Source organism: Xanthobacter autotrophicus (assembly GCF_005871085.1).
In the GTDB taxonomy this organism is placed as follows: domain Bacteria; phylum Pseudomonadota; class Alphaproteobacteria; order Rhizobiales; family Xanthobacteraceae; genus Xanthobacter; species Xanthobacter autotrophicus.
Genome location: NZ_VAUP01000031.1, coordinates 164,374 through 183,575, shown reverse-complemented (window position 1 = coordinate 183,575; position 19,202 = coordinate 164,374). Strand labels below are relative to the sequence as shown.

The window sequence follows — 19,202 nt, the reverse complement described above, 5'->3', positions numbered from 1 at the left end:
GACTTAACTCCCGCGTCAGGACCCCCGATGCCCGTGCCCGAGGGCAAGGACTTTCTCACCGACAGCCCGCTGGCCCTCGCCAGCGGCGCGCCCGATTTCGGCGCGGTCGACGCGGAAGAGGCGTGGATCTCCGTCATCCGCAAGATGGACGAGACCTATGCGGAGCTGGTCCGCCAGCAGGTGGAGCTGGAGGAGAAGAATGCCGCGCTGGAGGAAGCCCAGGGCTTCATCGCCGGCCTGCTCGGCTCCATGACCGACGTGCTCATCGCCTGCGACCTCGCCGGGCGGGTGGAACAGGTGAACCTTGCCGCCGAACGCGTGTTCGGCCAGCTGGCCGACGCTCTCACCGGCCGCCCCCTCGCCGCGCTGCTGGACCCCTCCTCCCCCACCTCGGCCAGCGATGTTCTTGCCACGGCGGCGCGGCGCCAGCGCATCGCCGACCGGGAATTCACCCTTGCCACGCCGGAAGGGCCGCAGGCGGTCTCGGTGAACGGCGCCCTGCGCTTCGATCCGCGCGGACGGCCGGTGGGCGTGGTGCTGGTGGGCCGGCCCATCGGCGAACTGCGCGCGGCCTACCACGCCCTCGCCAACGCCCACGAGCATCTCAAACGCACCCAACAGCAGCTGGTGCATGCGGAAAAGATGGCCTCCCTCGGCCGCCTCGTGGCCGGCGTCGCCCACGAGCTGAACAATCCCATCTCCTTCGTCTATGGCAATGCCCACGCGCTGAAGCGCTATGCGGAGCGCCTCATCACCTATCTCGACGCGGTGCATGCCGGCTCCGATGCCGCCGCCCTCGCCCGCACCAGGGGGGAACTGCGCATCGACCGGGCGCTGGCCGACATTCCCGCCACCCTCGCCGGCATGCTGGAAGGCGCCGAGCGGGTGCGCGACATCGTGGCGGACCTGCGCCGCTTCTCCTCGGACAACCGCGAGGCGCGCGAGGTGTTCGACCTCGCCAGCGTGGTGCGATCGGCGGTGGACTGGGTGGCGAAATCCCAGATGCCGGACCTCGCCATCCGCGTCGCGATCCCGGAGGGGCTGGAGGCGGTGGGCCACCCCGGCCACATCCACCAGGTGCTGATGAACCTCGTCCAGAACGCCGTGGACGCGCTGGAAGGCCGGCCCGATCCGCGCCTCGACATCACCGGCGAGCGGCTCGGCGGTCCGGACGGCGGGCGGGTGGCGGTGCGGGTGCGCGACAGCGGGCCGGGCATCCCCGAGGACATCCTCGGCCGCATCTTCGATCCTTTCTTCACCACCAAGGCGGTGGGCAAGGGCACGGGGCTCGGCCTGTCCATCTGCTACCGCATCGCCGAAGAGCATGACGGCCGGCTCGAAGCCGCCAACCATCCGGACGGCTGCGCCGTCATCTCCCTCATCCTGCCGGCAGGAGGGCGGCCATGAGCACCGCTGCGCGCGAGCCCTTCACCGTGCTGTGGCTGCAATCGGGCGGCTGCGGCGGCTGCACCATGTCGCTTTTGTGCGCCGAGGCGCCGGACCTCGCGGCGACGCTGGCGAGCGCCAATATCCGCTTCCTGTGGCACCCGACCCTGTCGGAGGAGACCGGGGACGAGGCCATCGCCCTGTTCGAGGCCGTGCTCTCGGGACAGATCCGGCTCGATGCCCTGTGTATCGAAGGCGCGCTGCTGCGCGGGCCGAACGGCACCGGGCGCTTCCACACTCTTGCCGGCACTGACACGGCCACCATCGAATGGGCGCGGCGGCTCGCGGCCGTCGCCGAACATGTGGTGGCGGTGGGTACCTGCGCCGCCTATGGCGGCGTCACGGCGGCCGGGGTCAATCCGGCCGACGCCTGCGGCCTGCAATATGACGGGCGCCGCCCGGGCGGGGCGCTGGGTGCGGCCTTCCGCTCCCGCTCCGGCCTGCCCGTGGTCAATGTCGCCGGCTGCCCCACCCATCCCAACTGGGTAACCGAGACGCTGATGCTGCTCGCCTCCGACCTCCTGCGGGCCGAGGACCTCGACAGCTACGGCCGTCCGCGCTTCTACGCCGACCACCTCGTGCATCACGGCTGCCCGCGCAACGAATATTACGAATACAAGGCCAGCGCCGAGAAGATGAGCGACCTTGGCTGCATGATGGAGCATCTGGGCTGCCTCGGCACCCAGGCCCATGCCGATTGCAACACGCGGCTGTGGAACGGCGAGGGCTCCTGCACGCGGGGGGGCCATGCCTGCATCAACTGCACCGCCCCCGAGTTCGAGGAGCCGGGTCACGCCTTCCTCGATACCCCGAAGATCGGCGGCATCCCGGTGGGCCTGCCCACGGACATGCCAAAGGCCTGGTTCATCGCCCTGTCGTCCCTCGCCAAGGCGGCGACCCCGGAGCGGCTGAGGCGCAATGCCACCGCCGACCACGTGCTGACCCCTCCGGCCGTGCGGGACATCCGCAAGCGATGAGCACAGAGACCAAACGGCTCGTGGTGGGGCCGTTCAACCGGGTGGAAGGCGACCTCGAAGTCCGGCTTGACGTGGCCGACGGGGAAGTGCGGCAGGCCTTCGTCAATTCGCCCTTGTTCCGCGGCTTCGAACGCATTCTGGAGGGGCGCGACCCGCGCGACGCCCTCGTCATCGCGCCGCGCATCTGCGGCATCTGCTCGGTGTCGCAGTCCCATGCGGCGGCGCTGGCGCTGGCCGGCCTTGAGGGCGTCACGCCCACGGACAATGGCCGGGTCGCCACCAACCTCATCCTCGCCACCGAGAATGTGGCGGACCACCTCACCCATTTCCACGTCTTCTTCATGCCCGACTTCGCCCGCGCCATCTATGAGGACCGCCCCTGGTTCGCCACCGCCGCCCGCCGCTTCAAGGCGGCGCAGGGGGAGAGCGTGCGCCGGGGGCTGGCCACGCGGGCGACGCTGCTGCACGTCATGGGCTTGCTCGCCGGGCGCTGGCCGCACACGCTGGCGATCCAGCCGGGGGGCGTCGCCAAGGGCGCCGACGCGCGGGACCAGATGCGCCTCATCGCCACCCTCGGCGCCGTGCGCGCGGACCTGGAGGAGCGGCTTTATGGCGCCCCGCTGGAGCGGGTGGCCGAGATCGCCGACGTAGCGGAACTGGAGGCGTGGCGACAGGCCGGCCCGGACGGCGACTTCCGCCTGTTCCTCGAAATCGCCGCCGACCTGGATCTGGCCCGCCTCGGCCGCGCCCACGACCGCTTCCTGTCCTACGGCGCCTATGCTCTGGAAGAGGGCCGGCTCTACACCGGCGGCACCTTTGCCGGCGGGCGGGCCCAAGGCCTCGATCCAGCGGCCATCGCCGAGGATCACAGCTTCGCCCGCATGGAAGGGCGCGAGGCGCCCCACACCCCCTTCGAGGGCTCCACCTTCCCGGATGCGGCGGACGAGACCGGCTACACCTGGTGCAAGGCGCCGCGCCTCGCCGGCCTGCCGTTCGAAACGGGTGCCTTCGCCCGTCAGGTGGTGGCCGGCCATCCCCTCGCCCGCGACCTTGCAGCGAAGGAGGGCGCCAACGTGCGCGCCCGTGTGGTCGGCCGGCTGGTGGAGACGGCGCGCACCCTGATCGCCATGGAAAGCTGGGTGCGCCAGCTTCACCCCGGCGCGCCCTGGTGCGCGCAAGGCGTGATACCGCAGGCGGGGCGCGCCTTCGGCCTCACGGAAGCCGCGCGCGGGGCGCTCGGCCACTGGATGGTGGTGGAGAAGGGGCGCATCGCCCGCTACCAGATCATCGCCCCCACCACCTGGAACTTCTCCCCCCGCGATGCGGTTGGCCAGCCGGGCCCGCTGGAGACGGCGCTGGTGGGCGCCCCCATCCGGCAGGGCGAGGCCACGCCGGTGAGCGTGCAGCACATCGTGCGCTCGTTCGACCCCTGCATGGTCTGCACGGTGCATTGAGCCCCATGAGCACCGAGGTCGCGGGCGAGGAGATCGAGGTTTCCGGCATCGTGCAGGGGGTGGGCTTCCGCCCCTTCGTCTATCGCCTCGCCCGCCGGCTGGTGCTGAACGGAGACGTGCGCAACGCCGGTGACCGCGTCGTAATCCGCATCGCTGGCCCCGCTGCCGCGCGCGACGCCTTCGCGGCGGCGCTTGGGAATGAAGCCCCCGTGCTGGCGCGGGTGGAGCAGGTGACACGGCGCCCCGCTCTGGTCTCGGAGGGCGCCTTCCGCATCGTGGCGAGCGGCGCCGGCACCGTCTCGGTGGGCGTGGTGCCGGATGTGGCCACCTGCCCCGCCTGCCGCGCCGAGATCGCCGACCCCAAGGCGCGGCGCTTCCGCTACGCCTTCACCAATTGCACCGATTGCGGCCCGCGCTTTTCCATCGTCACCGGCCTGCCCTATGACCGGCCGGCCACCACCATGGCCGGCTTTCCCCTGTGCCCAGCCTGCCGCGCGGAATATGACGACCCCGCCGACCGCCGCTTCCACGCCCAGCCCATCGCCTGCCCGGACTGCGGCCCGAAGCTCTGGCTGGAGGGCGATGACGCTACCGGCGCGGACCCCATCGAACGCGCCGCCGCCCTGCTGCGCGCGGGACAGATCCTCGCAATAAAGGGCATCGGCGGCTTCCATATCGCCTGCGACGCCACCAATGCGGACGCCGTCGCCCTGCTGCGCGCCCGCAAGCACCGCCCCACCAAGCCGCTGGCAGTGATGGCGGACCTCGCCACCGCCCACGCCCTGTGCGTCATCTCGGCGGAGGAGGCGGCGGCCCTTCTCCACCCCTCCGCCCCCATCCTGCTGCTGCCGCTGAAGCCCGGCACGCCGCTCGCGCCCGGCATAGCCCCCGGCCAGCACCATCTCGGCGTGATGCTGCCCTATACGCCCCTGCATCACCTGCTGATTGCCGCCGTGGACCGTCCGCTGGTGATGACCTCCGGCAACCGCTCCAGCGAACCGCAGATCTTCCGCGACGACGAGGCCCGTGACCGCCTCGCCGGCATCGTCGATGCGTTCCTGATGCACGACCGGCCCATCGCCCGCCGCCTCGACGACAGCGTGGCGCGCCATGTGGCGGGCCGGCTGCGCGTCATGCGGCGGGGGCGCGGGCGCGCCCCCATGCCGTTGGCCCTGCCCGCCGATTTCGCCGGGGCTCCGGCCGTGCTCGCCCTGGGCGGGGAGATGAAGAGCGCCCTCTGCCTCACCCACGGCGCCAAAGCGCTACTTTCGCACCATCTCGGCGATCTCGACGAGCCCGCCACGGGCGACGCCTTCGAGACCGCGCTCGCCGACTACACCGCCCTCTTCGCCCACAAGCCGGCGGTAGTGGCGGTGGACCTGCACCCGGACTACCGCGCCACCCGCCTCGGCGAAGACCTCGCCGCCACTCGTGGCCTGCCGCTGGAGCGGGTGCAGCACCACCATGCCCATGTGGCTGCCGCCATGGCCGAGGCCGGCTGGCGGCGGGCGGATGGGCCGGTGGTGGGCATCGCGCTCGACGGCCTCGGCCTGGGCGAGGACGGAGCGGTCTGGGGCGCCGAAATCCTCGTGTGTGACTACCGCACCAGCCGCCGTGCTGCCCGCCTCTCCCCCGTCCCGCTGGCCGGCGGGGATGCGGCGAGCCGGGAACCGTGGCGGGTACTGCTCGCCCACCTCGACCGTGCGCTGGGACCCGCGACCGTGGATGGCGACCCGCGCCTCGCGGCGCTGTTCGCCGGCAAGCCGCTCCTGACCCTCCGCGCCATGATGGACAAGGGCCTGAACGCGCCTCCGGCCTCCTCCGCCGGCCGGCTGTTCGATGCGGTGGCGGCACTGCTCGGCCTCGCGCCCGACCGCCTCAGCCACGAGGGCGAGGCCGCCATGGCGCTGGAGGCGGCGGCAGAGGGGGACGCCCCGCCCTACCCCTTCGCCCTGCATGCGGAAGCGACCCCGATCGAGATCGACCCCGCGCCGCTGTTCAAAGCGTTGATCGCCGACCTCCACGCCGGGCGCCCCCCCGCCGCCATAGCCGCCGCCTTCCATACCGGCCTCGCTGAAGCCTTCGTGGCGGCGGCGGCCCAGGTGGCGGCGACGGAAGGCCTCACGGCCGTCGCCCTGTCCGGAGGCGTGTTCCAGAACGCGCGGCTGCTGGAGGAGACGGTGCGACGGCTGGAAGCGCGCGGCCTCACCCCGCTGGTGCCCGCCGAAGTGCCGGCCAATGACGGCGGCCTCGCTTTCGGCCAGGCGGTGGTGGCCGCCGCCCGCCGCCTGGGATGAGGGTGCGCGTCCACCCGACCGCGCCCGGCGCCTTCCGTCACACCCGCCCCGCGTCCCCGTTTTCGTCCCGCGCGAGCGGGGCTATGGTGGGACCATGACCAGCCCCCACCGCTCGCCCACCCCCGCCCGCCCGGAGTCCTCCGCCGCCGGAACGGACGCGAACACCTTCCTCGTCGCCGGCACGCGCGTTTCGGCCCCGGCGCTTGCCCCCGGCCTGCACGTGGTGGCGACACCCATCGGCAATCTCGGCGACGTGACGTTGCGCGCGCTGGAGACGCTGGCGGGCGCGGACGTGATCGCCTGCGAGGACACCCGCATGTCGCGGCGGCTCACCGAACGCTACGGCATTACCACGCCGCTCGTGCCCTATCATGACCACAACGGCGCTAGCGCCCGGCCCAAGCTGCTGGCGCGCCTGGCTGCCGGTCACCGCATCGCGCTCATCTCGGATGCCGGCACGCCGCTGGTCTCGGATCCCGGCTTCAAGCTGGTGGTGGAGGCGGCCGAGGCCGGCCACACCGTGCATCCCGTGCCCGGCGCCTCGGCCCTGCTCGCGGCCCTGGTGGCCGCCGGCCTGCCCACGGACTGCTTTCTGTTCGACGGCTTCCTGCCGCCCAAGTCAGGGCAGCGCCGCAACCGCCTTACAGCCCTTGCGAGCGTTCCGGCCACGCTGGTGTTCTACGAGACCGGTCCGCGCCTCGCCGAGAGCCTCGCCGACCTCGCCGACCGGCTCGGCCCGCGCAAGGCGGCGGTCTGCCGGGAACTCACCAAGGCCTATGAGGAGGTGCGCCGCGGCGACCTCGCCACCCTCGCCGCCCACTATGGGCAGGCGGAGGCTCCGCGGGGCGAGATCGTGCTGGTGGTGGGCCCGCCGCTGGAAGAGGCCGCCGGCGACGCCACCGTAGATGAGGCCCTCGCCCGCGCCCTCAAGGACGCCACCTTGAAAGATGCGGTGGCCGCCGTCACCGCCATGACCGGACGGCCGAAGCGGGAGGTTTATGCCCGCGCCCTTGCCTTGTCCGAAGGCCGGGCCGAGGACAAGGCAGCCGATGACTGACGTTCCCGCCGCGACGCGCCGGCGCCGTGCCGCCCATGCGCGCGGTCTCGCAGCGGAGGACCGCGCCGCCACGCTTCTGGGCGCCCACGGCTTCGAGATATTGGCCCGGCGGGTGCGCACCAAGGCCGGCGAGATCGACCTGATCGCGCGCCAGGGCGACCTGCTGGTCTTCTGCGAGGTGAAGCTGCGGGCCGCCCTTTCCGATGCCGCCTTCTCGCTGCTGCCGCGCCAAAGGCGGCGCATCGCCGCGGCGGCCGAGGCGTTCCTCGCCGACCATCCGGAGCTCGCGGGCCTCAACATGCGCTTCGACGCCGTGCTGCTCGCCAGCTCGGGCGCAGCCGAGCACCTGCCCGGCGCGTTCGAGGCGGAGTTCTGACGAGGGCGCGGGTGGCAGGTTGCCGTGCGCGCCTATAGATAAGGCGAAGCCCCAGCCGGGCGCCGGGAGATTGCCATGGCCCTCAAGGTCGCCGTCCAGATGGACCATATTGCCAACATCAACATTGCGGGCGATTCCACCTTCGCCCTGCTGCTCGAAGCGAAGGCGCGCGGACATACCCTGTTCCACTACACCCCCGACCGCATGGCCATGCGCGACGGCGCCGTCTTCGCCACTGTCGAGCCGCTTGAGGTGAAGGACGAGGCCGGCGCCCATTTCAGCCTCGGCAAGAAGCGGCGCGTCGCCCTCGACGAGATGGACGTGGTGCTGATGCGCCAGGACCCGCCCTTCGACATGGCCTATGTGACCGCCACGCACCTCTTGGAGCGCATCCACCCGAAGACGCTGGTGGTGAACGATCCGGCCCATGTGCGCAACGCGCCGGAAAAGATCTTCGTCACCGAATTTCCCGAGCTGATGCCGCCCACGCTGATTTCCCGCGACCTTAGCGAGATCAAGGCGTTCCGGGCCGAATTCGGCGACGTGGTGATGAAGCCGCTCTACGGCAACGGCGGCGCGGCCGTGTTCCGCCTGACCGCCGACGACCTGAATTTCGGCTCCCTCTACGATCTGTTCGCCACCACCTTCCGTGAGCCTTGGGTCATCCAGCAGTTTCTGCCGGCCGTGAAGCACGGCGACAAGCGCATCATCCTGGTGGACGGCGAGGCGGCAGGCGCGGTCAACCGGGTGCCGAGCGAGGGCGACCTTCGCTCCAACATGGTGCGCGGTGGCGCCGCGCGGCCCACCGACCTCACGGATCGGGAACTGGAAATCTGTGCCCGCATTGGTCCTTCACTCAAGAAGATGGGGCTCATCTTCGTGGGCATCGACGTGATCGACGGCAACCTCACCGAGATCAACGTCACCTCCCCCACGGGCCTGCGCGCCATCAAGCGTCTGGGCGGACCCGACATCGCCGCCCAGATCTGGGACAGGATCGAGGAGAAGCGTGCCACGGGCTGACGTCTTGAGCGCAATCCCGGTCGACGGAAGCCATCGGCCGGCAGATCGCGCTCTCGTTTCAATGAGCGAAGGCGCTATCCGATCAGCTTGCCGCGCATGTGATAGGCACGCGCAGCAACCTCCGGCCCGGTGCTGCCGGTGCTGGACATGGCCCGCCGGCCGATCAGCCCGATCGCCGACAACTCGGCAGCTCAAGGGGCCGACGCGAAGGCTTCACCGAGCGAACCAGACGAACCAGAACACCCGGCCGGAGGACATCGCCCGGCCACCGCCATCGGGAGACAAGCGCATGGGCCAGCCGTTCACCGCTTCCATTCCGCACCGCCTCGGCAAGGTGGAGGCCACGCGGCGCCTGCAGGTGGGGCTCACCACCGTGCGCTCCCGCTTCGGTCGCCACATCTCCATCCTCCAGGAGGTCTGGACCGACGAGCATCTGGACTTTCAGATCGCGGCCCTCGGCCAGACCGCAGGCGGCACCCTCGACGTGACGGAGGAGGCCGTTCACCTGTCCGTCGAGCTTCCCTTCCTCCTCGACCTGTTGGCTCGCAAGGCGCAGGACCTCATCAAGAAACAGGGCCGGCTGATGCTGGAGAAGAAATAGGCGTTATCCCGACGGCCCCCTCATCCCCATGCTTTCTCGAAACGAACTATTGCCCTGGCCGATCCGGCCGACGGCACCGGCCCGCGCTCAGGCCGGCTCAAGTTCCAGCGTCAGCGTATCGAGGGTGAAGGAGCCATCCGCCTCGATCTCGAAATGATCGGCCACATCGCGGCTCGCCCCGGCGATCAGGGACCGGATAGCCGCCACGTGCAGCTCGGGCGTACGGATCCGCTCGACCCAGGCGTTGAACGCGAGTCGCAGACGCCGACGCGCCGTTCGCATGACGCGAAAGCCGGCGCCCTCCGCATGCTCCACCCATTCCGCCTCGCGATAGTCGCGGCCATGTGAGGGATCGCGCAGCACCTCGATGGTTTGCAGGAAACTGTCTGCCACTGACCAGTCCGGGGCGATCACATCCATCACCATGGCACGCCCGTCGGCCTTCAAAACCCGGTGCGCCTCACCCATGGCAGCCGGAACATCCCGCCAATGGTGGGCACTGAAGCGGGTGGCAATGAAATCGAAGCTGGCGTCGGAAAACGGCAGGCGCTCGGCCACCCCCTGCCGAGTGGCGATGTTGGCGAAGCCGCGCTGCACAGCCTCGGCAGCGACCGCCCCCAGCATGTCGTCGGAGAGATCGTAGGCCACCACCTCAGCCACGAACGGCGCCGCCGCGAAGCTCACATGCCCGCCGCCGCACCCCAGATCCAGAAGCCGACCGGGCCGCAATTCCGCCACCAGAGCCGACAAGGCTTCAAGGTCCGCGCCGCGCGCATGCACGGCGCTCGCCACATAGGCGGCGGCCTGAGGACCGAACACGTCGGCCACCTGCGCCTCGTGACTGCGCATTCCGCCCGCTGCAGCGTCCGCCATCACCCGTCCCCGTTTGTCAAAGCTGGTCCAGAATAGCCACCGCCTCGACCGTGGCAAGCAAAATTGTTCCGCTTTCGTTCTTGTCGCTTCGGTAATCCTCCGCTACCTTGAGATGCAGGCAGTCGAGCGGGGTGGGCGCGGTGATCCAGCGGGTGGCGACAGTCGCATTCGAGGGGGTGGACGCGCGACCCGTGGACGTCCAGGTTCATGTCGCGGCGGGCCTGCCGGCCTTCACCATCGTCGGCCTGCCGGACAAGGCCGTGTCTGAGGCGCGCGAGCGCGTGCGTGCAGCACTCATCGCCTCGGGCCTTGCACTGCCGGCGCGGCGCATCACCGTCAACCTGGCCCCGGCGGACCTGCCGAAAGAGGGTTCCCACTACGATCTGCCCATCGCCCTCGGACTCATGGCGGCCATCGGCGCCATTCCCTCGGATGCGCTCGGCGGCTTCACCGTGGTGGGCGAGCTTGCGCTCGACGGAGCCATCGCCGCAGTGGCGGGCGTGCTGCCTGCAGCCATCGGCGCCAACGCCCGCGGCCATGGGTTGATCTGCCCCGCCGCCTGCGGCGCGGAGGCGGCCTGGGCCAGTCCCGACATGGAGATCCTGGCGCCGCAATCCCTCATCCAGCTCGCCAACCATATGACCGGCCGGCAGGTGATGGGCCGGCCCGAACCCAGGATGAAGGCGCCGGGGGAAGCCATGCTCGACCTGAAGGACGTGAAGGGGCAGGAGACCGCCAAGCGCGCCCTGGAGGTCGCCGCCGCCGGTGGGCACAATCTTTTGTTCATCGGGCCGCCTGGCGCGGGAAAATCCATGCTGGCCCAGAGGCTGCCCTCTATCCTGCCACCATTGTCGCCCGCCGAGATGCTTGATGTGTCCATGATCGCGTCCGTGGCCGGCTCCATCGAGGACGGCGCGCTGATGGACCGCCGCCCGTTCCGGGCGCCGCATCATTCTGCCAGCATGGCCGCCATGGTGGGTGGCGGCGCGAAAGCGAAGCCCGGTGAAGTCTCCCTCGCGCACAATGGCGTTCTGTTCCTGGACGAATTGCCAGAATTCTCGCCGCAGGTGCTCGATTCCCTGCGCCAGCCCCTGGAGACGGGGGAGGTGCTGATCGCGCGGGCCAACCATCGCGTCACCTATCCCTCGCGCTTCCAGTTGATCGCGGCCATGAATCCGTGCCGCTGCGGACGCGCGGGCGAGCCCGGCTTCACCTGCAAGCGCGGCACGCGCTGCGCCGACGAGTATCAGGCCCGGCTGTCCGGCCCCTTCCTCGACCGCATCGACCTCCATCTGGAAGTGCCGTCGGTATCTGCATCCGACCTCGTGCTACCATCCCCTGCCGAAGGCTCGCGCGAAGTGGCGGCGCGGGTCGCCATGGCGCGGGAGATCCAGATCGAACGCTATGCCGCCCTTGGGCGACGGGACGTTCGCACCAATGCAGAAGCCTCCGGCCCGCTGCTGGACCAGGTCGCGACGCCGGACACGGCCGGCGCAGCCCTGCTGCGAGACGCTGCGGATGCCATGCGCCTGAGCGCCCGGGGCTACCACCGGGTTCTGAAAGTGGCGCGCACCCTTGCTGATCTCGACGGCGCCGACACTATCGGACGCCGGCATCTTGCTGAGGCATTGGCTTATCGCGCGGCCGCGGAACGCCCGCGGGCGGCCGCATGACCTCTACCCCGCATGTGACCGCCACCCCGCATGTGACCGCCACCCCGCATGTGACCGCCACCCCGCATGTGACCGCCACCCCGCATGTGACCGCCACCCCGCATGTGACCGCCACCCCGCATGTGACCGCCACCCCGCAGTCCGGCGCCTTGCGGCGCCGGACTGCGGGGCTTGGAACAACTCACCGGATGGCGTTGATGGCGAGACCTTCCAGATAGCTGACCTGCGCAAGGTCGCCGGGCTGGACCTGCTGCAGGTCGGCAAGCACCTTGTCATTGGCTGCACGCAACGTACGCACGCCGCCGTCCGGTCCTTCGAAGGTGACTGTTCCTGCCGCCTTGTTGACGTCCACGAAGATGGTCGTGAGCGTCACTTCGCGCACGCCGAAGCCTTCCGGCCACCCAGGCAGGCCGGCATCAAGAACCACCTCGCTCATCACTTCGCCGGGCTTGCCCTGCCGCGCCTTGCCGAGGGCGGTGACCACCCCGGGCGCCTTGCGGATGATCAGGGTCTCGCCATTGCGGAAGAAGGAGAGGTCCCCCAGCAGCGGCGGCGCGATCACCGCCCACCGGCGACCGGACGGATCTTCCAGCACCACACGCCGTGTCGCGGGGTCAGCGGAGACGAATTGCGCCTTGTACGTGAAAACCGTGATCTGCCCCACGCCCTGCACGATCACCGTGTCGACCTCGGCCGGTGCCGGCCGGGCCTGCGCGAGCGCTGCGCCGGACATGATCTGTACCAGACCGGCGGCCAGCGCCACAGCCGCGAACGTTCTGCGGATCTCAAACATCGTGCCCCCCTTGGAATCACAGGCGCCACCTACCCGCGCCTCGGTCTGGCGCTAGCATCGCGCCGGGCTCCCCACAAGGCCGCAGCTTGTCGAGGCTTGCCTCGACGCGCCAGCTCCTGGTGCCTCCATTGGCTGCACCGGAGGCGGCTGGCAGGCCGGTTCACCACCGTCGAGGCGCGCTCCCGGGGCGGACGGACGACCGGCCTGGCTCATTTGCGCGCCGGAGGCGCTGGTCCGTTGTCACATGGGCGTCGGAAAACTATGGTGTTGGTCACGTTCATATCCTGGTAACCGGGGACAAGGGTTCCGGGAAGGGAAGAGGTGGCGCCCCGCGTCGCGGCAGCCGGGAGGCGGGCGCTGATGTTCAGGGATGGCGCGCGCGCCGCAGGCGGCGGCCCGGGGAGGGGGTCGTTGCAATGAAACGGACAGGACAAACCGATCCTAATTTCAGCCTGCCCGCACTGTTCGGGCGAGGCATGGATGTTGCCCGCGATCTGGCGCGCGATTTCGCGCGGGATCTCTCCCGCGACTTTTCCAGGGACATGACGCGAGACGACGCCCGCTCCCGCTTCGGGCAGGCCGGTCTCAGCTCCATTGGGCCCATTGGCGAGCCGCCATTCCAGGCGCCGTTCCCAAAAACAGGCGTAGACGCCATTCCCAGCAAGCCCGCCATGCCAGTGCCGCAGAAGCTGGTCACCGATTTCCGCGCCTATTCGGGCATCCGCTACAAGGACGCGCTGCCGCCGGACCCGGACGGCCTTGTCCTCGGACGCCTCGGGGCGATGGAAGTGCGGCTCGCCCGCACCGCGCGCGACGTGCGGCGCGCCCAACGCCTGCGCTACAAGGTGTTCTACGAGGAGATGTCGGCTGTACCCGATGGCGCGGCCCGCCTCGCCCGCCGCGACATGGACAGCTTCGACGCCATCTGCGAGCATCTGCTGGTGCTTGACCACGACGCCGGAAAAATGGTGCTCGGCCGGCGCAAGCCCAAGGTGGTCGGCACCTATCGCCTGCTTCGGCAGGAGGTGGCCCAGCGACATGGCGGCTTCTATACTCAGGGCGAGTTTCATGTGAACGGCATCATCGCCGCCCACCCGAACCTCCGGTTCCTGGAACTCGGCCGGTCGTGCGTGCTGAAGCCCTACCGCAACAAGCGCACTGTCGAACTGCTCTGGCATGGGGTGTGGACCTACATCCTGCGCAACAAGATCGACGCCATGTTCGGCTGCGCGAGCCTTGAGGGCACCGACCCCGCGGCCCTCGCCTTGCCCCTCTCCTTCCTCCACCACAATGCACTTGCTCCGGACGAGTGGCGCGCGCGGGCCGTGGAAGGGCGGCACGTGTCCATGGATCGCATGCCGAAGGCCGAGATCAACCCGAAGGCCGCGCTTCAGGCCCTGCCGCCGCTCATCAAGGGCTATTTGCGCCTTGGCGGCTTCGTGGGGGATGGCGCGGTGGTGGACCACCAGTTCGGCACGACGGATGTGCTCATCATCCTTCCGGTCTCGGTGATCAGCCCGCGCTACGTGGAACATTTCGGCCCCACCGCGAATCGCCACGCCATTTGACCGGAGCGGCTCCGGAGCATCGTTCTTGGCCGGGCACACCGTCGAGGCCGTTGGTGGGCGGCGGCATTTGGTCTAAGAGCGATCGCGCCCATGCGGACCGCCTGCGGATCGCCGAACGGCAAAAGGTCCGGACGCGGTCGCGCCCCGTGGCAGGCGCACCTGACGCCGAAGGTTCCGCCATGATCGAAATCACGCCCCGCATCGCCATTTCGGAGGACGAGATCGAACTCGCCTTCGTGCGCGCCTCGGGGCCGGGCGGCCAGAATGTGAACAAGGTGTCGAGCGCGGTGCAATTGCGCTTTGATGCTGCGGGCTCGCCCAACCTTCCCGAAGGGGTGAAGATCCGGCTGGTGCGGCTGGCCGGAAAGCGGATGACCCAGAGCGGCGTCATCATCATCCAGGCACAGCGCTTCCGAACCCAGGAGCGCAACCGGGAAGATGCGTTGGCCCGGCTGGTGGACCTCATCCGCAGCGCAACCGTGGTAGCGCCGATCCGCCGGCCGACCCGCCCCACGCTGGGCTCAAAGGAACGGCGCCTCGCGGCCAAGGAGCGGCGTGGCGAGGTCAAATCCCTGCGCCGCGACAAGCCCCAGGCAGACTGATTCGGCCGCTGGCCTGTCCGCCTGCGAAGCGGCCTTGCATCACGTATCCGATCCAACCCGACCCGTCCCATCGATCAACGATGGCTGCGCGAATCTATCCGAGCGGCCAAATCAACCTTGCCGTTTGAGATCCGGGACGCCTTTGAGCGCCTGCACCAATGGTCATGCGGGCGATGCGCACGATTTCAGCAGAAGGCGTGGTCCAGCCAGCCGCTGAAATCGCCTCGAACGAAACCTAGCGTGCCGCCTTCAACAGCCGGTCGGCGGCGGCGCGGGCTTCGGCGGTCACGGTGGCCCCAGCCAGCATACGGGCGATTTCCTCGCGTCGCGTGGTGGCGTTGAGCGGCGCCACCCGCGTGGTGACCGGCGCGTCCTCCGCCAGCCCGTCCTGTCCCGGTGCCCCTTCCGCCGCGGCCTTGGCGATGAGGAGATGATGCCGCGCCCGCGCTGCCACCTGCGGCGCATGGGTGACGCACAGCACCTGCACCTTCTGCGCAAGACGCCCCAGCCGCTGGCCGATGGCGTCGGCCACCGCGCCGCCAACGCCGGTGTCGATCTCGTCGAAAATGAGGGTGGGGGCGGAGCCGCGATCCGCCAGCACCACCTTCAGCGCCAAGAGGAAGCGGGACAGTTCGCCGCCGGACGCGACCTTCATGAGAGGCCCCGGCCGCGTTCCGGGATTGGTGCGCACCCAGAATTCCACCTGGTCGTAGCCGTCAGGCCCGGCCGATGCGGGATCGCTCGTGACCTTGGTGATGAAGGCGGCGCGCTCCAGCTTCAAGGGCGGCAGCTCCGCCACCACGGCGGCGTCAAGCACGCCTGCAGCGCCATGGCGCTCCAGCGACAAAGCGGCGGCGGCGGTGCGATAGGCGGTTTCCGCCTCGGCCACGGTTTTCTCCAATCGGGCGAGGGTGGCCGCGCTCTGGTCGAGGCGTTCAAGTTCGGCGGAGAACCGTGCCGCGACGGTGGGCAGGTCATCCACGCTCGCCCCGTATTTGCGCGCGGCCGCGCGTAACGCGAACAGGCGCTCCTCGATGCGCTCCAGTTCCGCCGGCTCGAAGGCCGCATCCGCCAGCGCCGCCTCCAGATGGGCACGGGCGGTCTCCAGCGCGTCGAGGGCCTGATCGATGGCCTCCACGGCGGGCCGCACCAGATCCTGCGCCTCGCCAGCGCGGCGCTCCAGCCGGCGGACGGCGGCGGCCAGCGAGGGTACCGGGGAACTGCCGCCTGCCACGGCATCCAGCGCCTCGTCGAGGTCGGTGGCGATCTTTTCCGAGCGCATCATGCCGGTGCGCCGTTCGGACAGGGATGCTTCTTCCCCGACCTCGGCTGCGAGAGCGGTGAGTTCTTCCACCGCATGACGGGTGAAATCGGCCTCGCGGGCGGCGATCTCCAGCCGCTCCCGCTCGGCACGGGCGTCCGAGAGGGCCACGCGCCACGCCCGCCACAGGGCGCCGAGGGCCTCCGCCTTGGCGGCCAGCCCGCCAAAGGCATCAATCACGGCGCGATGGCTGGCGGGGTCCACGAGGGCACGGTCATCGTGCTGGCCGTGTAGCTCGATGAGGCTCGCGCCGATCAGGCGGAGCGTCTGCACGCTGACCGTTTCTTCATTCACGCTCGCCCGCGTGCGCCCGTCCGCCATCTGGATGCGGCGCACCACGAGAGGCCCTTCGTCGGGCAGCTCGGCGGCGGCGAGAATAGAGTGCGCGGGATGGTCGGGAGACAGATCGAAGGTGAGCGTCACCTGCCCCTTGGGCAGGCCATGCCGTACCAAGGCGCCGTCACCCCGCCCACCGAGGGCAAGGGACACGGCATCGAGCAGGATCGACTTGCCAGCACCCGTCTCACCCGTGAGGACCGTGAGGCCCTCCGAGAGGGTGAGATCGAGCTTCTCGATAAGGACGATGTCCCGGATCGAGAGCGTTGCCAGCATGGATGATCAGCCAAGCCCCATCTTCTTGAACGCCTGGCTGATCCAGGACGCCTTGTTCTCTTGCGGTTCGACCCCTCCGGCCTGAACCAGCTTGTAGGCGTCCTTGTACCACGAACTGTCCGGGAAGTTATAGCCGAGTACGGCGGCTGCCGTCTGCGCTTCGTTCACCACGCCGAGGGCCATATAGGCCTCGGTGAGACGATACAGGGCTTCTTCCACCTGACGTGTTGTCTGGTATTGTGTCACCACGACCTTGAAGCGGTTGATGGCACCCGTGTAATTACGCTGCTCAAGATAGTAGCGGCCGATCTGCATCTCCTTGCCGGCGAGCTGGTCGCGGGCAACCTCGATCTTCTTCTTGGCCGTGGCGGCATATTCGGTGTTGGGATACTTGCGCGCCACATCTTCCAGGGCATCGAGGGCCTGTCGCGTCTTGCGCTGGTCGCGGGATGTGTCGGGAATGTTCTCGTAAAGCGCCGAAGCGACGAGATATTGCGCATAGGCCGCATCCTGCGATCCGGGATAGAGCGCGATGTAGCGCTTCCCGGTTGCGATGGCCTCGTCATACTTGCCGGCCTCGAAATAGGCATAGGTGGTCATGAGCAGCGACTTGCGCGCCCATTCCGAATAGGGATGGGTCTTGTCCACATCCTCGAAGCGCTTGGCGGCCTTCTCCGGCTCCTGCCGGCGCAGCAGGGTCAGACCCTCGTTGTAGATTTTCTCCGCCGGCTCGTCGGGGGGCAGCACATCATCCTTGTCGCTGGCGCAGCCGGTCACAAGCAGGCCCATGACCAAGGCGAGCGCCAGTGCTCCGCCGCGGACGACGGCGCGCACCTTCAGGACCTCGTAAAAGAATCGCATCACGGTTCAGCTTCCGTCCCGCGCCCCAGGGCGCTGCCTGTAAAGGAGGATGGTCGGCCGAGACATGGCGCCATGGTGGCGCCGCCCAACCTTGATCCTCTCCCCATCGTTGGAGCCTGTTCCCGGAGCCGGCCTGAAACCCCGGCCGGGGAACACGCACCTGCCACAGCTTCGTCCCCGCCGCGTCTTCCCCCTCCAACCCCGCCCGCCGGGCCGGAGGAAAAAATTTCCGTCTCCGCGCTATCGGGGCTTTCGGTCGGCAATGTGGCGGCGCGGCGGCATGGCCGTGCCCTATGACCGCCAACGACGCACTGTGGCGCCCCCGCAACGCCGGCTCACCATCCCCGCGCAGCCCGATACGGATCAGCCGCGCAGCAGCAGTTCCGCCGTTCAGGGCGGAACTGCCCGGATAGATCCTGCCCTATGAACGGGAATCCAGGTTAAGAAACCGCAAGCGCCGGCCTGACGCGCCTACGGAAGGGTCATCCCAGACGCAAACGGCGCCCGAGAGGGCGCCGTCGAAATGCGAGCAGAGGGCCCGATCAGACTTCCGGCGCGAACACCGGCACCGGAGCCGAGACACCCATGTCGGCGCCCACCGTGTCGCGCACGGGACGGGCCGGAGCCTCCACCACCGCATAAGCGGAACGGTCGGAGAAAAGCGCGTCCACCACCTGATAGTTCAGCTTGTGGCCGCCACGGAACGACCGGTAGCGAGCAAGCAGAGGGAGGCCGGAAAGCGCGAGGTCGCCCACCGCGTCGAGGGCCTTGTGGCGCACGAATTCATCGGTGAAGCGCAGGCCGCCTTCATTCATCACGCCACCGTCGTCGAGGCACACGGTGTTTTCCAGCGCCGCCCCCAGAGCATAACCAGCCGAGCGCAGGCGCTCCACATCCTTCAGGAAGCCGAAGGTGCGGGCGCCGGCCAGTTCGCGGCGGAACACGGCGGGGGACATGGTGGCGGCGAAACGCTGACGGCCGATGGCGTCGTGGGCGAACTCGATTTCCACTTCCAGGCGGAAGCCCGCGTCATAGGGCAGGAGTTCGCCGAAGGAGGCGCCGTTTTCCACCCGCACCGGCTTCAGAACCTTGAGAAATTTGCGGCGGGCGCGCACCTCGGTGACGCCGGCGGCATCGATGGCGGCTACGAACTGGGAGGCGCTGCCGTCGAGGATCGGAACTTCCGGGCCGTCGATCTCCACCACCGCATTGTCGATCGCGAGGCCATGGAAGGCCGCCAGCAGATGCTCGACCGTGGAGACAAGGGCGCCGGAGCGATCACCGAGGACCGTGGCAAGGTCGGTGGCCTGAACCGAAGTGCGGCTCACGGCAGCCTTGCGCGGCGCCTGATCGGCGAAAGAGCGGACGAAGACGATACCGGTATTCGCGAGGGCAGGCTTCAAAGTGAGGGTGGCCTCAACAGCCGCATGGACACCCGCACCTTTGAGCGTGATCTCGCGAGCCAGTGTCGTCTGCATGTCGATGCGTCCCGTATGGGAGGTCCAAGTACCCGGCGCCTTACGACTGCCGCAACCCGTCCCTCAAACCTTCACCTTGCGTTCCCACTTTCGCCTCGGTTGTACCAACAAACTGTCAACGCGAGGCGTGTGGAACCTTTGGAATGGGTGCACCCTAGTCGCCGGAACAGGCGACGCCAAATCACGCTTG

16 protein-coding genes are annotated in these 19,202 nt (G+C 69.2%); 11 read left to right on the top strand and 5 right to left on the bottom strand.

Going from position 1 to position 19,202, the window contains the following annotated elements:
- Window positions 1–27: 27 nt before the first annotated feature.
- From FBQ73_RS14845 to FBQ73_RS14810, 8 genes are all read left to right on the top strand, one after another.
- On the top strand, window positions 28–1,407 hold the full coding sequence (locus FBQ73_RS14845; RefSeq protein ID WP_138400271.1) for a sensor histidine kinase: 1,380 nt from the start codon (window positions 28–30) through the stop codon (window positions 1,405–1,407).
- Complete coding sequence (locus tag FBQ73_RS14840; protein WP_138400270.1) at window positions 1,404–2,423, top strand: NADH-quinone oxidoreductase subunit B family protein; 1,020 nt, start codon at window positions 1,404–1,406, stop codon at window positions 2,421–2,423. The genes FBQ73_RS14845 and FBQ73_RS14840 overlap by 4 nt, the downstream gene beginning before the upstream one ends.
- Window positions 2,420–3,877, top strand: a complete 1,458-nt coding sequence (locus FBQ73_RS14835) for a nickel-dependent hydrogenase large subunit (RefSeq protein ID WP_138400269.1) — start codon at window positions 2,420–2,422, stop codon at window positions 3,875–3,877. The genes FBQ73_RS14840 and FBQ73_RS14835 overlap by 4 nt, the downstream gene beginning before the upstream one ends.
- A 5-nt stretch (window positions 3,878–3,882) precedes the next feature.
- On the top strand, window positions 3,883–6,174 hold the full coding sequence (hypF, locus tag FBQ73_RS14830) for a carbamoyltransferase HypF (protein WP_138400268.1): 2,292 nt from the start codon (window positions 3,883–3,885) through the stop codon (window positions 6,172–6,174).
- A 94-nt stretch (window positions 6,175–6,268) separates the two neighbouring features.
- On the top strand, window positions 6,269–7,231 hold the full coding sequence (rsmI, locus tag FBQ73_RS14825; RefSeq protein ID WP_138400267.1) for a 16S rRNA (cytidine(1402)-2'-O)-methyltransferase: 963 nt from the start codon (window positions 6,269–6,271) through the stop codon (window positions 7,229–7,231).
- On the top strand, window positions 7,224–7,607 hold the full coding sequence (locus FBQ73_RS14820) for a YraN family protein (protein WP_138400266.1): 384 nt from the start codon (window positions 7,224–7,226) through the stop codon (window positions 7,605–7,607). The genes rsmI and FBQ73_RS14820 overlap by 8 nt, the downstream gene beginning before the upstream one ends.
- A gap of 75 nt (window positions 7,608–7,682) precedes the next feature.
- Window positions 7,683–8,630, top strand: a complete 948-nt coding sequence (gene gshB, locus FBQ73_RS14815) for a glutathione synthase (RefSeq protein WP_138400265.1) — start codon at window positions 7,683–7,685, stop codon at window positions 8,628–8,630.
- 289 nt (window positions 8,631–8,919) lie between these two features.
- Window positions 8,920–9,231 (top strand): polyhydroxyalkanoic acid system family protein, encoded by a 312-nt coding sequence (locus tag FBQ73_RS14810; protein WP_138400264.1) that lies wholly within the window; start codon window positions 8,920–8,922, stop codon window positions 9,229–9,231.
- 87 nt (window positions 9,232–9,318) lie between these two features.
- Here FBQ73_RS14810 and FBQ73_RS14805 read toward each other — a convergent pair whose 3' ends face one another.
- Window positions 9,319–10,104: a class I SAM-dependent methyltransferase gene (locus tag FBQ73_RS14805; RefSeq protein ID WP_138400263.1), complete on the bottom strand. Its 786-nt coding sequence runs from the start codon at window positions 10,102–10,104 to the stop codon at window positions 9,319–9,321.
- Between the two features lie 140 nt (window positions 10,105–10,244).
- On the opposite strand from FBQ73_RS14805, the gene FBQ73_RS14800 reads away from it, so the two are divergent.
- The gene (locus FBQ73_RS14800) at window positions 10,245–11,777 is read left to right on the top strand and encodes a YifB family Mg chelatase-like AAA ATPase (RefSeq protein WP_138400262.1); all 1,533 of its coding nucleotides are present in this window, start codon (window positions 10,245–10,247) and stop codon (window positions 11,775–11,777) included.
- Between the two features lie 181 nt (window positions 11,778–11,958).
- Here the strand turns inward: FBQ73_RS14800 and FBQ73_RS14790 are convergent, their stop codons facing one another.
- Window positions 11,959–12,570, bottom strand: a complete 612-nt coding sequence (locus FBQ73_RS14790) for a hypothetical protein (protein WP_138400260.1) — start codon at window positions 12,568–12,570, stop codon at window positions 11,959–11,961.
- Between the two features lie 476 nt (window positions 12,571–13,046).
- Between FBQ73_RS14790 and FBQ73_RS14785 the strand changes: the two genes are divergently transcribed.
- Together FBQ73_RS14785 and arfB are read left to right on the top strand one after the other, a co-directional pair.
- A complete protein-coding gene (locus FBQ73_RS14785; protein ID WP_246089717.1) occupies window positions 13,047–14,138 on the top strand; it encodes a GNAT family N-acetyltransferase in 1,092 nt (363 codons plus the stop codon).
- A gap of 179 nt (window positions 14,139–14,317) precedes the next feature.
- Window positions 14,318–14,740, top strand: coding sequence for an alternative ribosome rescue aminoacyl-tRNA hydrolase ArfB (gene arfB / locus FBQ73_RS14780; protein WP_138400258.1), 423 nt, complete (start codon window positions 14,318–14,320; stop codon window positions 14,738–14,740).
- Window positions 14,741–14,975: 235 nt separating this feature from the next.
- On the opposite strand, the gene recN is transcribed toward arfB, so the two are convergent.
- The 3 genes from recN to lpxC form a co-directional block, all read right to left on the bottom strand.
- The gene (gene recN, locus FBQ73_RS14775; protein WP_138400257.1) at window positions 14,976–16,673 is read right to left on the bottom strand and encodes a DNA repair protein RecN; all 1,698 of its coding nucleotides are present in this window, start codon (window positions 16,671–16,673) and stop codon (window positions 14,976–14,978) included.
- Between the two features lie 6 nt (window positions 16,674–16,679).
- A complete protein-coding gene (locus FBQ73_RS14770; protein ID WP_138400465.1) occupies window positions 16,680–17,534 on the bottom strand; it encodes an outer membrane protein assembly factor BamD in 855 nt (284 codons plus the stop codon).
- Between the two features lie 542 nt (window positions 17,535–18,076).
- On the bottom strand, window positions 18,077–19,012 hold the full coding sequence (lpxC, locus tag FBQ73_RS14765; RefSeq protein ID WP_138400256.1) for a UDP-3-O-acyl-N-acetylglucosamine deacetylase: 936 nt from the start codon (window positions 19,010–19,012) through the stop codon (window positions 18,077–18,079).
- Window positions 19,013–19,202: the final 190 nt, after the last annotated feature.